This window comes from Burkholderia contaminans (genome assembly GCF_029633825.1).
In the GTDB taxonomy this organism is placed as follows: Bacteria; Pseudomonadota; Gammaproteobacteria; order Burkholderiales; family Burkholderiaceae; genus Burkholderia; species Burkholderia contaminans.
The window spans coordinates 2,694,772-2,709,307 of record NZ_CP090640.1; the positions used below are offsets into that span (position 1 = coordinate 2,694,772).

Consider the following 14,536-nt stretch of genomic DNA (forward strand, 5'->3'; position numbering starts at 1 on the left):
TCTGCGTAGTGGTGGCGCCGGTTCAGTTGGCGGCCTGTTTTGTCGGCTTGTCGGCATCGGGGGCGGCGAGCGGCGTGCCGGTCGCGTCGAACCCGCCACCCAGCGCCTTGATCAGCGCGAGCTGCATGTCGCGGCGGCGCATCTTCAGGTTGGTCACCGTCTGTTCCGATGCGAGGCGGTTGCTGTCCGCGGTCAGCACTTGCAGCTGCGGCGACAGGCCGGCCTTGTAGCGGATAACCGCGAGGTCGTAGGCGCGCGTCGACGCGTCGAGCGCGCGTTGCGCATCGCCCATCTGGCGATCTACGGCGCGGATCGACGCGACCTGGGTCGCGACGTCGTTCAACGCGCTGATCAGTGTCTGGTTGTAGTTCGCCACCGACAGGTCGAAGTCCGCGTAGCGGCCCTTGAGCTGCGCGCGCAGCGCGCCTGCGTCGAAAATCGGCAGGTGGATCGCCGGGCCGAACTGCGCCTGACGGCTCGCGAAGTTCAGGAATTTGCCCCAGCCGAACGCATCGAAGCCGAAGCCGGCCGCGAGGTTCACGTCGGGATAGAACTCGGCCTTCGCTTCCTTCACGTCGTGCATCGCGGCTTCGACCTGCCAGCGCGCGGCGACGATGTCGGGGCGGCGCGAGACGAGATCGGCCGGCAGGTTGCCGGGCAGCGCGACTTCGCCGCTCGGGTTCAGCACGGGCGCCGCGATCTGCAACCCGCGATCCGGGCCCTTGCCGAGCAGTGCGGCGAGCTGGTAGCGCGCCGTCGTGATCTGGCCGTCGAGATCGGACAGCGAAGCCTGGGTCGTCGCGATGTTGCCGCGGGCCGTCTGGCGTTCGACGTTGGTGTCGAGGCCGGCCGATACGCGGCCGTCGGTGATCTTGCCGACCGTCTCGCGGTTGGTGATCTCGCGTTGGGCGATGTCGCGCAGCGCATAGAGCTGCGCGAGCGAGTTGTAGGTGCGTGCGACCGACGACGCGAGCGTGATGCGCGCCTGCTGCATATCGGCTTCGGCCGCCTTTTCCTGCGACACGGCGGTGTGCAGGCGTTCGCGATTCTTGCCCCACAGGTCGAGTTCCCACGACGCACTCGCGAGCGCGTTGTTCTCGCTGTACCACTGGCCGCCGTACGGGGGCGGGAACAGCGCATTCGACGAATACAGCTCGCGCGTCCACGAATAGCTGGCTTCCGCCTTCGGCATCAGGTTCGAGCGCGACGATTCGATGTATGACGACGCCTTAGCGATGCGCGCCTGCGCCTGTGCGATCGACGGATTGCCCTGCAGGGCTTCGTCGATCAGCTTCGGCAACTGCGGGTCGCCGAACTGGCTGGCCCAGTCGAGCGCCGGCCACTGGCCGCCCTGGGCCGGCAGGCTCTGGGCGGACTCGAATTGCGACACGGGGGCGATCTGCTTGTCGCTCTTGATGCCGATGTAGTTTGCGCAACCCGCCAGCGCCAGTGCGGCGACCGCGGCAGCGACGGCGGCGCGGCACGACCCGGCGCGCACGGACAACGGGGAGGATTTCATCGCGCTGATCCCTGACTCGGAATGAATGATGGACACTGCAAGGATTTCCTTACATTAATCTGTCAAAAGTAATTGTTATGGCAACTATTACGTGATGCTGCCGCCGGCGGTCTCGCAGTAGTTGCTGAGAATGCGGCGCAGCATGCTCTTCAGGAACCCGACTTCCTCCGGCGTGAACCCGTCCAGCACCTGGTCGAGCACGCTCCGGAAAATCGGCGGCAGCCGTTCGGCGAGCGCACGGCCTTCGTCGGTCAACTCGAGGCGCACGACACGCCGATCCTCGATGCTGCGCACGCGGGACAGCAGGCCGCGTTTCTCGACCCGGTCGAGCAGGCGCGTGACCGCGCTCGCGTCGATGCCGTACTCGCGCGCGAGCTCGGCGGCCGTCGAGCATTTGCCGACCGCGATCATGAACAGCATGCTCGCCTGGGTGCCCGTGATGCCGAGCTCTTCCTGCGTGCGTTGCGTGACGAGGTTGGTCATCACCGACTTCACGCGCGACATCAGATAACCGACGCTGTCGTTCATCTGATACGAGGACAGCGGCGAGACGGGTGGTTGGGTAGAAGAATCCGACATAAAACCCTGAAGCTGCAATAGTTGACTAGGCAGCAGTATAGGCACAGTTGCTTGCCGCGGCAAATGTTAATCGAACGGCAAAGGGCGCGCTTTGTGTCCCACAAATCCACTATCCCAATAAGGTTTTTGGGGCTTGCCGATGATGCGGGCTTCAGCCGACTGGCGGGTTCGAGGGGAGGGCGCGCCGGCCGTCCAGTGTTGCGTCGCAACGTGCCCGTCGGCTCCCGACATCCGCACGTGCTATAATTTGTGGCTTTCCAAGCTGCAATGCGCGCGCCCGTGAAAAACGAGCGGGCGCTTTTGCGCGTTCAAACGATTTCCAGGTTTCTATGACCCGCGCCCTTCGCAATATCGCCATCATCGCCCACGTCGACCACGGCAAGACTACGCTCGTCGACCAACTGCTTCGCCAGTCCGGCACCTTCCGCGAGAACCAGCAGATTGCGGAGCGGGTGATGGACTCGAACGACATCGAAAAAGAGCGCGGGATCACGATTCTCGCGAAGAACTGCGCGGTCGAATACGAAGGCACGCACATCAACATCGTCGACACGCCGGGGCACGCGGACTTCGGCGGCGAGGTGGAGCGCGTGCTGTCGATGGTCGACTCGGTGCTGCTGCTCGTCGACGCGGTCGAGGGCCCGATGCCGCAGACGCGCTTCGTCACGAAGAAGGCGCTCGCGCTCGGCCTGAAGCCGATCGTCATCGTCAACAAGATCGACCGTCCGGGCGCGCGGATCGACTGGGTCATCAACCAGACCTTCGACCTGTTCGACAAGCTCGGCGCAACCGAAGAGCAGCTCGACTTCCCGATCGTCTACGCATCGGGCCTGAACGGCTATGCGTCGCTCGACCCGGCCGCGCGCGAAGGCGACATGCGCCCGCTGTTCGAGGCAGTCCTCGAGCACGTGCCGGTCCGCCCGGCGGATCCGGACGCGCCGCTGCAACTTCAGATCACGTCGCTCGACTATTCGACGTACGTCGGCCGGATCGGCGTCGGCCGCATCACGCGCGGTCGCATCAAGCCGGGCCAGCCGGTCGCGATGCGCTTCGGGCCGGAAGGCGACGTGCTGAACCGCAAGATCAACCAGGTGCTGTCGTTCACGGGTCTCGAGCGCGTTCAGGTCGAGTCGGCCGAAGCGGGTGACATCGTGCTGATCAACGGTATTGAAGACGTCGGCATCGGCGCAACGATCTGCGCGGTGGATACGCCGGAAGCGCTGCCGATGATCACCGTCGACGAGCCGACGCTGACGATGAACTTCCTCGTCAACTCGTCGCCGCTCGCCGGCCGCGAAGGCAAGTTCGTCACGAGCCGCCAGATCCGTGACCGTCTGATGAAGGAACTGAACCACAACGTCGCGCTGCGCGTGAAGGACACCGGCGACGAAACGGTGTTCGAAGTGTCGGGTCGTGGTGAGCTGCACCTGACGATTCTCGTCGAGAACATGCGTCGTGAAGGCTACGAGCTGGCCGTGTCGCGTCCGCGCGTCGTGATGCAGGAAATCGACGGCGTGCGTCACGAGCCGTACGAGCTGCTGACCGTCGACGTCGAGGACGAACACCAGGGCGGCGTGATGGAAGAGCTCGGCCGCCGCAAGGGCGAGATGCTCGACATGGCGTCGGACGGCCGCGGCCGCACGCGTCTGGAGTACAAGATCTCGGCGCGGGGCCTGATCGGCTTCCAGAGCGAATTCCTGACGCTCACGCGCGGCACGGGCCTGATGAGCCACATCTTCGACTCGTACGCACCGGTCAAGGACGGCTCGGTGTTCGAGCGCCGCAACGGCGTGCTGATCTCGCAGGACGACGGCGCTGCCGTGGCCTACGCACTGTGGAAGCTGCAGGATCGCGGCCGCATGTTCGTGAAGCCGGGTGATGCGCTCTACGAGGGCATGATCATCGGTATCCACAGCCGCGACAACGACCTCGTCGTGAACCCGATCAAGGGCAAGCAGCTGACCAACGTGCGTGCGTCGGGTACCGATGAAGCGGTACGCCTCGTGCCGCCGGTCCAGATGTCGCTGGAATACGCGGTCGAATTCATCGACGACGACGAACTCGTTGAAGTGACGCCGCAATCGATCCGCCTGCGCAAGCGCTTCCTGAAGGAGCATGAGCGTCGCCGCGCGAGCCGCGAAGGCGCGGTCGACTAAGCGTTCCGGCCGTTCGCTGCATCGCGGAAAAGGCTGCCTGCGGGCAGCCTTTTTTGCATCTGCGCGATATGCAATCGGGTTGCCTGCAAAACACTGTTCCCGCGGGTCGTGGCAATCCGGCAAAACCCCGTCGCGCGGTGCTTTCAGGCACATTTCGCCGTGAACTCCGGTATCGGTTCTGTGATATGCTGCGCGCACGCAAGTTTTAGGTCCTTCCAAGCAAGACTTGATTCGCAATCCGCTAAACGGTCAGGCCGTGTCGCGGAAGGTTGAGTAACCCGCTATTTCTCGAGAAGCTCGAAGAAAGGTGAGCGTAAAATGTCAGATGTAATGAAGCAGTTTCAGCTGAACTCCTATCTGTTCGGCGGCAATGCTTCGTACGTTGAAGAACTGTACGATGCATACCTCAACAATCCGGCATCGGTGCCGGAGAACTGGCGAGAGTATTTCGACGCGCTGCAGAATGTGCCTGCAACGGACGGTTCGAATGCCAATGACGTCGCCCATTTTCCGATCGTCGAATCGTTCGCCGAGCGCGCGAAGGCCAATGCCTTCATCCCGCGCGAAAGCACCACCAATCTGGCTGCGGCACGCAAGCAAGTGCACGTCCAGTCCCTCATCAGCGCCTACCGCTTCCTCGGCTCGCAATGGGCCAATCTGGATCCGCTGAAGCGTCGCGAACGTCCCGCCATTCCCGAGCTCGAACCCGCGTTCTACGATTTCTCCGAAGGCGACCTCGACCAGACGTACAGCGCAAGCAACCTGTACTTCGGTTTCGACCAGGCTTCGCTGCGTGACATCGTCAAGGGCCTGCGCGACACGTACTGCGGCACGATCGGCGCCGAATACATGTACATCAGCGACCCGGAACAGAAGCGCTGGTGGCAGGAGCGCCTGGAGTCGACCCGCGCGACGCCGAACTTCTCGGCAGACGAGAAGAAGCACATCCTGAATCGCCTGACGGCTGCTGAAGGCCTCGAGCGCTACCTGCATACCAAGTACGTCGGCCAGAAGCGCTTCTCGCTCGAAGGCGGCGAAAGCTTCATCGCGGCGATGGACGAAGTCGTCCAGCACGCGGGCAAGCGCGGCGTGCAGGAAATCATCATCGGCATGGCTCACCGTGGCCGTCTGAACGTGCTGGTCAACACGCTGGGCAAGATGCCGGCCGACCTGTTCGCCGAATTCGAAGGCAAGCACGTCGACGACCTGCCGGCCGGTGACGTGAAGTACCACAAGGGCTTCTCGTCGGACGTGTCGACGGAAGGCGGCCCGGTCCACCTGTCGCTCGCGTTCAACCCGTCGCACCTCGAGATCGTGAACCCGGTGGTCGAAGGTTCCGCGAAGGCGCGGATGGACCGTCGCGGCGACGAAGACGGCCTGCAAGTGCTGCCGGTGCAGATCCACGGTGACGCGGCCTTCGCTGGCCAGGGCGTCGTGATGGAAACGCTGAACCTCGCGCAGACGCGCGGCTACGGCACGCACGGCACGCTGCACATCGTCATCAACAACCAGATCGGCTTCACGACGTCCGACCCGCGCGATGCGCGCTCGACGCTGTACTGTACCGATGTCGTCAAGATGATCGAAGCGCCGGTGCTGCACGTGAACGGCGACGATCCGGAAGCTGTCGTGCTCGCGATCCAGATCGCGATCGACTACCGGATGCAGTTCCACAAGGATGTCGTGATCGACATCGTCTGCTTCCGCAAGCTGGGCCACAACGAGCAGGACACGCCGGCGGTCACGCAGCCGCTGATGTACAAGAAGATCGCGCAGCACCCGGGCACCCGTGCGCTGTACGCCGAGAAGCTCGTGCAGCAGGGCGTGATCACCGCGGAAGACGCCGACAACTACGTGAAGGCGTACCGCAAGGCGATGGACGACGGTCACCACACGGTCGACCCGGTCCTGTCGAACTACAAGAGCAAGTACGCGGTCGACTGGGTTCCGTTCCTGAACCGCAAGTGGACGGATGCAGCCGACACGGCCGTGCCGCTCGCAGAACTGAAGCGCCTCGGCGAACGCATCACGACGGTCCCGGAAAACTTCAAGGTCCACCCGCTCGTCGAGCGCGTGATCAACGACCGCCGCAACATGGCGCGTGGCGACCAGCCGCTCGACTGGGGCATGGGCGAACACCTCGCGTTCGCGTCGCTCGTCGCATCGGGTTACTCGGTGCGCCTGACGGGCCAGGATTCGGGCCGCGGCACGTTCACGCACCGTCATGCGGTGCTGCACGACCAGAACCGCGAGCGCTGGAACGACGGCACGTACGTGCCGCTGCAGAACATCGCCGAAGGCCAGGCGAAGTTCACGGTGATCGACTCGGTGCTGTCGGAAGAGGCGGTGCTGGGCTTCGAATACGGTTACTCGACCGCCGAGCCGAACACGCTCGTGCTGTGGGAAGCGCAGTTCGGCGACTTCGTCAACGGCGCGCAGGTGGTGATCGACCAGTTCATCTCGTCGGGCGAAGTGAAGTGGGGCCGCGTGTCGGGTCTGACGATGCTGCTGCCGCACGGCTACGAAGGCCAGGGTCCGGAACACTCGTCGACGCGTATCGAGCGTTTCCTGCAGCTGTGTGCCGATCACAACATGCAGGTCGTTCAACCGACGACGCCGGCACAGATTTTCCACCTGCTGCGTCGCCAGATGATCCGCCTGTTCCGCAAGCCGCTGATCGTCGCTACGCCGAAGTCGCTGCTGCGTCACAAGGAGGCGGTGTCGGATCTGTCGGAACTCGCGAAGGGTTCGTTCCAGCCGGTGCTGGGCGAAACCGACGGCGGCATCGACGCGAAGAAGGTCAAGCGCGTGCTGGCATGCTCGGGCCGCGTGTATTACGACCTCGTCGCACATCGCCGCGAAGCGAAGGCGAACGACGTCGCGATCATCCGTATCGAGCAGCTGTACCCGTTCGCGCACAAGCAGTTCGAAGCCGAAATGAAGAAGTACGAGAACGCGACTGAAGTGGTCTGGGTGCAGGACGAGCCGCAGAATCAGGGCCCCTGGTTCTACGTCGAGCACCATCTGAAGGAAGGCATGAAGGAAGGGCAGAAGCTGGCATACAGCGGCCGTCCGGCTTCGGCCTCGCCGGCGGTTGGCTACTACGCGAAGCACTACGAGCAGCAGAAGGCCCTCATCGAAGGTGCTTTCGGCCGCCTGAAGAGCACGTCGATCGCGAAATAACCGACGGAAGCGAAACGGGAAGGCGCCATGCGCTTTCCCGTCTCTTTTGGGCCGCCGGGCGCGTTGCGCGCCGCACCGGCCGAAGGAATCGCACGAACCTCGTCATTACCCAGATTAAGCATCCAGGAAAATCACATGGCTATCGTAGAAGTCAAAGTCCCCCAGCTTTCGGAGTCGGTTTCGGAAGCCACCATGCTGCAGTGGAAGAAGAAGCCGGGCGAAGCAGTTGCTCAAGACGAAATCCTGATCGAACTCGAGACCGACAAGGTCGTGCTCGAAGTGCCGGCACCGGCCGCGGGCGTGCTCGCGCAAGTGCTGCAGAACGACGGTGACACCGTCGTTGCCGATCAGCTGATCGCAACGATCGACACCGAAGCGAAGGCAGGTGCAGCCGAAGCCGCGGCAGGCGCCGCCGAAGTCAAGCCGGCAGCAGCGCCTGCTGCAGCCGCACCGGCAGCACAGCCGGTCGCTGCAGCCGCAACTGCATCGTCGACCACCGCATCGCCGGCCGCATCGAAGCTGCTGGCCGAGAAGGGCCTGTCGGCGGGCGACGTCGCAGGTTCGGGCCGCGACGGCCGCGTCACGAAGGGCGACGCGCTGGCAGCAGGCAGCGCACCGAAGGCCGCTCCGGCTGCCGCACCGGCGAAGACCGCCGCTGCGAAGCCGTCGCTGCCGGAAGTGAAGGTGCCGGCATCGGCCGCGACCTGGCTGAACGACCGTCCGGAACAGCGCGTGCCGATGTCGCGCCTGCGTGCGCGTATCGCCGAGCGTCTGCTTGAGTCGCAGCAGACCAACGCGATCCTGACGACGTTCAACGAAGTGAACATGGCTCCGGTCATGGAACTGCGCAACAAGTACAAGGACAAGTTCGAGAAGGAACATGGCGTGAAGCTCGGCTTCATGTCGTTCTTCGTGAAGGCGGCCGTGCACGCGCTGAAGAAGTTCCCGCTCGTGAACGCGTCGATCGACGGTAACGACATCGTCTACCACGGCTACTTCGACATCGGTATCGCGGTCGGTTCGCCGCGCGGCCTCGTCGTGCCGATCCTGCGCAACGCGGATCAGCTGAGCCTCGCCGAGATCGAAAAGAAGATCGCCGAATTCGGCCAGAAGGCGAAGGACGGCAAGCTGTCGATCGAGGAAATGACGGGCGGTACGTTCTCGATCTCGAACGGCGGTGTGTTCGGTTCGATGTTGTCGACCCCGATCATCAACCCGCCGCAGTCGGCAATCCTCGGCGTGCACGCGACGAAGGAGCGCCCGGTCGTCGAAAACGGCCAGATCGTGATCCGTCCGATCAACTACCTCGCGCTGTCTTACGACCACCGCATCATCGACGGCCGCGAAGCCGTGCTGTCGCTCGTCGCGATGAAGGATGCGCTGGAAGATCCGGCTCGCCTGCTGCTCGACCTGTAAGCCGAGTTTCACCGCATTGACCCGCACCGCACGGGCGCGCGACACGCGCGGCCCGTGCGGTTGCACAAGAAGAAAGGATTGTCATGTCCAAGGAATTTGACGTCGTCGTGATCGGCGCCGGCCCAGGCGGTTACATCGCCGCGATCCGCGCTGCGCAGCTCGGCAAGACGGTTGCGTGTATCGAGAAGTGGAAGAATCCGGCCGGCGCGCTGAAGCTCGGCGGCACGTGCCTGAACGTCGGCTGCATCCCGTCGAAGGCGCTGCTCGCGTCGTCGGAAGAGTTCGAGAACACGTCGCACCATCTGGCCGACCACGGCATCACGGTCGACGGCGTGAAGATCGATGTCGCGAAGATGCTCGGCCGCAAGGACGCGATCGTCGAGAAGATGACGAGCGGGATCGAGTTCCTGTTCAAGAAGAACAAGATCACCTGGCTGAAGGGCCATGGCAAGTTCACCGGCAAGACCGACGCCGGCGTGCAGATCGAAGTGAGCGGCGAGGGTGAAACCGAAGTCGTCACCGCGAAGAACGTGATCATCGCGACGGGCTCGAAGGCGCGTCACCTGCCGGGCATTCCGGTCGACAACAAGATCGTGTCGGACAACGAAGGTGCGCTGACGTTCGACTCGGTGCCGAAGAAGCTCGCCGTGATCGGCGCAGGCGTGATCGGTCTCGAGCTCGGCTCGGTGTGGCGTCGCCTCGGCGCCGAAGTGACGGTGCTCGAAGCGCTGCCGGCCTTCCTCGGCGCAGCTGACGAAGCGCTCGCGAAGGAAGCAGCCAAGCTGTTCAAGAAGCAGGGCCTCGACATCCATCTCGGCGTGAAGATCGGCGAAGTGAAGACGACCGCGAACGGCGTGTCGATCGCCTACACGGACAAGGACGGCAACGCGCAGACGCTCGACGCCGACCGCCTGATCGTGTCGGTCGGCCGCGTGCCGAACACCGACAACCTCGGCCTCGAGGCAATCGGCCTGAAGGCGAACGAGCGCGGCTTCATCGACGTGGACGACCACTGCCGCACGGCGGTGCCGAATGTGTACGCGATCGGCGACGTGGTGCGTGGCCCGATGCTCGCGCACAAGGCGGAAGACGAAGGCGTGCTGGTCGCGGAAGTGATCGACGGCCAGAAGCCGCACATCGACTACAACTGCATTCCGTGGGTGATCTACACGTACCCGGAAATCGCATGGGTCGGCAAGACGGAGCAGCAGCTGAAGGCGGAAGGCCGCGAGATCAAGTCGGGCAAGTTCCCGTTCTCGATCAACGGCCGCGCGCTCGGCATGAACGCTCCGGACGGCTTCGTGAAGATGATCGCGGACGCGAAGACCGACGAACTGCTCGGCGTGCACGTGATCGCTGCGAACGCGTCGGACCTGATCGCGGAAGCCGTGGTGGCGATGGAATTCAAGGCGGCGTCGGAAGACATCGCTCGCATCTGCCATCCGCACCCGTCGATGTCGGAAGTGATGCGCGAAGCGGCGCTCGCCGTCGACAAGCGCTCGCTGAACAGCTGAGCGCGGTGTAGCGCCGGCCGGCCATCGGCCGGCGCAGCCGTCTCATGACGAGGGCGGGCGGGTTTTCCCGTCCGCCTTCGTTTTTTCCGGTTTGCCCGATGAACGTCACCGAATACTACACGCGCGAACTGACCACGCGCGGCTATCAGTCCGATCCCGCACAGCGCGCGGCCGTCGATCGCCTGCAGCAATGTTTCGACGAGTGGGTCGAGTACAAGGCGCGCCGCTCGAACGCATTCAAGAAGCTCATCAATCATCCCGACCTCCCGCGCGGCGTCTACATGTGGGGCGGCGTCGGTCGCGGCAAGAGCTTCCTGATGGACAGCTTCTTCGCGGTCGTGCCCGTGCAGCGCAAGACGCGCCTGCATTTCCATGAATTCATGCGCGAAGTGCATCGTGAGCTCGAGGAGCTGAAAGGGCAGGCCGATCCGCTCGACGAACTCGCACGGCGCATCGCGAAGCGCTACCGGTTGATCTGCTTCGACGAGTTCCATGTGTCGGACATTGCCGATGCGATGATCCTGTACCGTCTGCTTGACCGCCTGTTCAACAACGGCGTGCAGTTCGTGATGACGTCCAACTACGATCCCGACGACCTGTATCCGGACGGCCTGCATCGCGACCGCATGCTGCCGGCGATCGCGCTGATCAAGTCCAAGCTCGACGTGCTCAACGTCGACGCGGGCGTCGATTATCGCCAGCGCACGCTCGCGCAGGTGAAGATGTATCACACGCCGCTCGGCGCGGATGCCGATCGCGAATTGCGGCATGCCTTCCAGAAGCTCGCTGCCGTGCCCGACGAAAGCCCGCTCCTGCATATCGAGAAGCGCGAGCTGAAGGCGCTGCGCAAGGCGGACGGCGTCGTGTGGTTCGACTTCGCGACGCTGTGCGGCGGCCCGCGTTCGCAGAACGACTACCTCGAACTGGCAAGCCGCTTCCACGCGATCGTGCTGTCCGAGGTGCCGCAGATGTCGCCGCGGATGGCGTCCGAGGCGCGGCGCTTCACGTGGCTCATCGACGTGCTGTACGACCACAAGGTCAAGCTGCTGATGTCCGCGGCGGTGCCGGCGGAGCAGTTGTATATCGAAGGCCCGATGGCCAACGAGTTTGCGCGTACGGTCTCGCGAATCGTCGAGATGCAGTCGAAGGAATACATCGAAACGCCGCGCCGCATCGTCGATACGTCGCTGACCTGAGTGCGATTTCCGGCAATTGACGGGATTCAAACGTCAATTCCGGTCAAATTAACGCAATCTCAGGGTATTTTCGGATTTGTCTTATATTCATGGTTGAGGTGAGCCGATATCGTTGTGTCATGGTTACTAAGGCTGGAGATGTCCATGACACCGTATCGCGATCTCACCGACCAACAGTGGCGCTGCGTTGCGTCGCTTCTGCCCGAAATGCAGCCGCGCACCGAGTTGCGCGGCCGGCCGTTGGCCAATACGCGTGCCGTCCTGAACGGCGTGCTTTGGGTAATCTACAGCGGCGCAACGTGGTCGGCCATGCCGCGTCGTTACCCGTCGTATCAAACCTGCCATCGTCGCTTCAAGGTCTGGCACGAGACGGGCACGTTGATGAGTGTCATGCGTGAACTCTATGGCGACGCAGGCGTGAATCTGTGCAACGAGTTGTCCACGCGCATGCGCAAGCACACGCAATCGAAGGCGGCGGAAGCACGCAGCAATGCGACGCCCGCGTATCGTGCACCTGGCAGCTATGTGTCGGACACACTCAAGCATGCAGCGTGATGTTCGTCAGTTCCACCCACGCACGCACCAAAACAAAATCGGCCTGACGACTTCGTCGCAGGCCGACTTTTCATTGAGCCGCGCATTCAAGCGCGAGCCGCGTTATTGCTGGCGAACCCAGGTCTGCGAACGGCCGAGCAGCGACACGCCGATGTAACCGCGCACGACGAGTTTCTGGCCGCCGTCTTCAAGTGTCATCTTGCACTTGTAGACCTTGCCGTTCTCCGGGTCGAGAATGTTGCCGCCGTCCCAGTGGTCGCCTTCCTTCTTCATGGCCTTGATGATCGTCATGCCCTTGATGAGCTGATCCTTGCGCTCGTCCGTGCAGGCGGTGCAGCGGCGGTCAGGCGTATCGTTTGCGCCGAGGCCCTTCACGACCTTGCCGGTCAGCGCACCGTCACCGTCCTCGGCGATCTGCACGAGTGCCTTCGGCTGATGCGTGTTGTCGTCGATCGTCTGCCACATGCCGATGGGGCTGTCTGCCTGTGCGAACGTGGGAGCTGCGCATGCGAGCAGGGCGCCGGCGATGGCGATTGCACGCAACGGGCGGGTCAGTTGAATCATTGTCTTCCTCCTTGTTTTGCATGTCTGTTCGATTCGCTCGCACGACCGTCTGCATGGGGCGGGCATGTTGCGAGCTTCGCCAGAATACGTGAAACCGTGCGCCACGTTTGATAGAGGGGACTCTAATCGAAACAGCCCGCGTGGCGCGGGCTGTTTGGTGACCGATCAGTTGAGCTGATATGAGAATGCGGCGTTGATGCGCGGGCTGCGTGACGCGCTTTCGACGGGTGCGTCACCCACCGGTTTCGCGACGTTCAGGTCGAGGCTGTAGAAGCGGCTGTCGGTGAGCCGTACGCCGATGCCGACCGACGACATGCGGTTCGGCGATGGCGTGCCTGCGTGCAGGTACACGCGCGCCATGTCGTATGCGATGTACGGCGTGATCGATTTCAGATATGTCCAGCCCGGCGTGAAGCCGCGGTTCACTTCGAGCGACATCCCCCAGCCCGAGTCGCCCGACGTTTCGCCCGGTTGGTAGCCGAGCGCGTAACGGGTCGAGCCGAACGAGATCTGTTCGGACGTCGGCAGCGAGTCGGGACTGTATTGCCCGGTCAGCGACACCGACGTGCCGATCCGGAACGGCCATTCGTTCGTCTGCGTGAAGGTCGCGCCGGTGCGAACGAAGGTCAGCGAGATCGGGCTGTCCACCGACGTCGTCGTCGTGCCGACGGTGATGTCCTGCGCTTTCGACGCGCCGAGGATGTTGAAGCCCTTCGCGACGTTGACGCTCAGCTTCTGTACCTGTTTCGGCTGGACGCTCGTGTAGTCGAGCTGCATCTGCAGCACGCGGACTTGCGAACGCGTGTCGATGCTGTTGCCATTGAGCTTGCTCTGGTAACGGTCTTCGTTGTGCGCTGCGTATCCCGACACCGTACCGAGCAGGCTGCGCTGGTTGTTCAGCAGGATCGGATAGGATGCCGAAAGACCCAGTTTCTCGTTCTTGACGGTGCGCTCGACGGTCGACGGCAACCCCGGGTTGTCGGTCGGCTTGCCGCGATACGTGCTGGCATCGAGGCGCGTGATCAGGCCGCTGCTGCCGACCGGCAGCGCGCCGCTGAACGCGAAGTAGGTCTGCTTGTCGCGTCCCGGCGGCGCGAGCGCCGAGATGCTCAACTGCTCGCCGAACGACGTGAGGCCGTTTTCGGTCGCGGTGATGAGACCCTGGACGCCCGGGTGGTTGAAGTCGATCCCCGTGCTGACGTTGAACGGCTTGCGATCCACCGCGAGCTCGAGCGTCGTCGCGCCGTCGGTGGTTTGCGGCGGCGGGACGTTCGCCTTCACCGTAAGGCCTGGCAGCAGCCCGAATGTGTTCACGTAGCGCTCGAACGTCGCGCGGCGCAGGGGGCGGTCGGCCGTGATGTGAGCGGCAATTGCGCGAATCTTCGATTCCATTGCACCGGGCTTGCCGGTGACCTTGACGTCCGACACATAGCCTTCGACCACCGTGATGCGCACGACGCCGTTCTCGAACGTCTGCGCAGGGACAAACGCGAACGACAGCGCGAAGCCGCGATCCTGGTACAGCTTCGTCACGCCGTTGGCGGTTTCGATCAGCTCGCCGATCGTGATGTCCTTGCCGACGAGAGGGGTGAAGCGACGCGAGATTTCCTCGAACGGCACGGACTTCACGCCTTCGACCTGGAATGTGGTCGGCGTCAGGTGACGCGACAGCAGCTCCTGCAACTGCGGCGCCTGCGGTGCGACCTGCACGGTTACGTTCGGGCCGGTTTTCGGCGCGTTGATCTGGGGCAGGGAGTCGAGCGGGTTACCGCCGACGCGCGTTTGTGCATGTGCCGTGCCTGCTGCCGCGATGGCGAGCAGCATCATCCATCTGTCGAGTCTGGATTTCATTGT

General features: G+C 63.4%; 10 protein-coding genes. 6 read left to right on the plus strand and 4 right to left on the minus strand.

Annotated elements, in window-relative coordinates:
• Nucleotides 1-22: 22 nt before the first annotated feature.
• Nucleotides 23-1,519: an efflux transporter outer membrane subunit gene (locus LXE91_RS12520; RefSeq protein WP_039359052.1), complete on the minus strand. Its 1,497-nt coding sequence runs from the start codon at nt 1,517-1,519 to the stop codon at nt 23-25.
• An 87-nt stretch (nt 1,520-1,606) separates the two neighbouring features.
• The gene (locus tag LXE91_RS12525; protein ID WP_011351804.1) at nt 1,607-2,098 is read right to left on the minus strand and encodes a MarR family winged helix-turn-helix transcriptional regulator; all 492 of its coding nucleotides are present in this window, start codon (nt 2,096-2,098) and stop codon (nt 1,607-1,609) included.
• A gap of 329 nt (nt 2,099-2,427) precedes the next feature.
• On the opposite strand from LXE91_RS12525, the gene typA reads away from it, so the two are divergent.
• The 6 genes from typA to LXE91_RS12555 all read left to right on the plus strand — a co-directional run bounded on the left by typA (nt 2,428) and on the right by LXE91_RS12555 (nt 12,118).
• Entirely contained in the window at nt 2,428-4,254 is a 1,827-nt protein-coding gene (gene typA, locus LXE91_RS12530; RefSeq protein WP_039358989.1) for a translational GTPase TypA, read from the plus strand.
• Nucleotides 4,255-4,572: 318 nt separating this feature from the next.
• Nucleotides 4,573-7,437, plus strand: a complete 2,865-nt coding sequence (locus tag LXE91_RS12535) for a 2-oxoglutarate dehydrogenase E1 component (RefSeq protein ID WP_039358986.1) — start codon at nt 4,573-4,575, stop codon at nt 7,435-7,437.
• Between the two features lie 135 nt (nt 7,438-7,572).
• Nucleotides 7,573-8,853, plus strand: a complete 1,281-nt coding sequence (odhB, locus tag LXE91_RS12540) for a 2-oxoglutarate dehydrogenase complex dihydrolipoyllysine-residue succinyltransferase (protein WP_039358983.1) — start codon at nt 7,573-7,575, stop codon at nt 8,851-8,853.
• An 83-nt stretch (nt 8,854-8,936) separates the two neighbouring features.
• Nucleotides 8,937-10,367 carry a dihydrolipoyl dehydrogenase gene (gene lpdA, locus LXE91_RS12545; protein WP_039358980.1) on the plus strand — a complete coding sequence of 477 codons (1,431 nt, stop codon included), beginning with the start codon at nt 8,937-8,939 and terminating at the stop codon, nt 10,365-10,367.
• 98 nt (nt 10,368-10,465) lie between these two features.
• Nucleotides 10,466-11,563 carry a cell division protein ZapE gene (gene zapE, locus LXE91_RS12550; protein WP_039358978.1) on the plus strand — a complete coding sequence of 366 codons (1,098 nt, stop codon included), beginning with the start codon at nt 10,466-10,468 and terminating at the stop codon, nt 11,561-11,563.
• Nucleotides 11,564-11,707: 144 nt separating this feature from the next.
• Complete coding sequence (locus tag LXE91_RS12555) at nt 11,708-12,118, plus strand: transposase (RefSeq protein ID WP_039358976.1); 411 nt, start codon at nt 11,708-11,710, stop codon at nt 12,116-12,118.
• A gap of 102 nt (nt 12,119-12,220) precedes the next feature.
• On the opposite strand, the gene LXE91_RS12560 is transcribed toward LXE91_RS12555, so the two are convergent.
• Both LXE91_RS12560 and LXE91_RS12565 read right to left on the minus strand, forming a co-directional pair.
• A complete protein-coding gene (locus tag LXE91_RS12560; protein WP_039358973.1) occupies nt 12,221-12,682 on the minus strand; it encodes a DUF2147 domain-containing protein in 462 nt (153 codons plus the stop codon).
• 165 nt (nt 12,683-12,847) lie between these two features.
• Complete coding sequence (locus tag LXE91_RS12565; RefSeq protein ID WP_039358970.1) at nt 12,848-14,533, minus strand: ShlB/FhaC/HecB family hemolysin secretion/activation protein; 1,686 nt, start codon at nt 14,531-14,533, stop codon at nt 12,848-12,850.
• Nucleotides 14,534-14,536: the final 3 nt, after the last annotated feature.

What these genes read in the sequence shown, in the direction of transcription:
- LXE91_RS12520 (WP_039359052.1), bottom strand. Translation starts at nt 1,519, where the DNA reads ATGAAATCCTCCCCGTTGTCCGTGCGCGCCGGGTCGTGCCGCGCCGCC.
- LXE91_RS12525 (WP_011351804.1), bottom strand. Translation starts at nt 2,098, where the DNA reads ATGTCGGATTCTTCTACCCAACCACCCGTCTCGCCGCTGTCCTCGTAT.
- typA (WP_039358989.1), top strand. Translation starts at nt 2,428, where the DNA reads ATGACCCGCGCCCTTCGCAATATCGCCATCATCGCCCACGTCGACCAC.
- LXE91_RS12535 (WP_039358986.1), top strand. Translation starts at nt 4,573, where the DNA reads ATGTCAGATGTAATGAAGCAGTTTCAGCTGAACTCCTATCTGTTCGGC.
- odhB (WP_039358983.1), top strand. Translation starts at nt 7,573, where the DNA reads ATGGCTATCGTAGAAGTCAAAGTCCCCCAGCTTTCGGAGTCGGTTTCG.
- lpdA (WP_039358980.1), top strand. Translation starts at nt 8,937, where the DNA reads ATGTCCAAGGAATTTGACGTCGTCGTGATCGGCGCCGGCCCAGGCGGT.
- zapE (WP_039358978.1), top strand. Translation starts at nt 10,466, where the DNA reads ATGAACGTCACCGAATACTACACGCGCGAACTGACCACGCGCGGCTAT.
- LXE91_RS12555 (WP_039358976.1), top strand. Translation starts at nt 11,708, where the DNA reads ATGACACCGTATCGCGATCTCACCGACCAACAGTGGCGCTGCGTTGCG.
- LXE91_RS12560 (WP_039358973.1), bottom strand. Translation starts at nt 12,682, where the DNA reads ATGATTCAACTGACCCGCCCGTTGCGTGCAATCGCCATCGCCGGCGCC.
- LXE91_RS12565 (WP_039358970.1), bottom strand. Translation starts at nt 14,533, where the DNA reads ATGAAATCCAGACTCGACAGATGGATGATGCTGCTCGCCATCGCGGCA.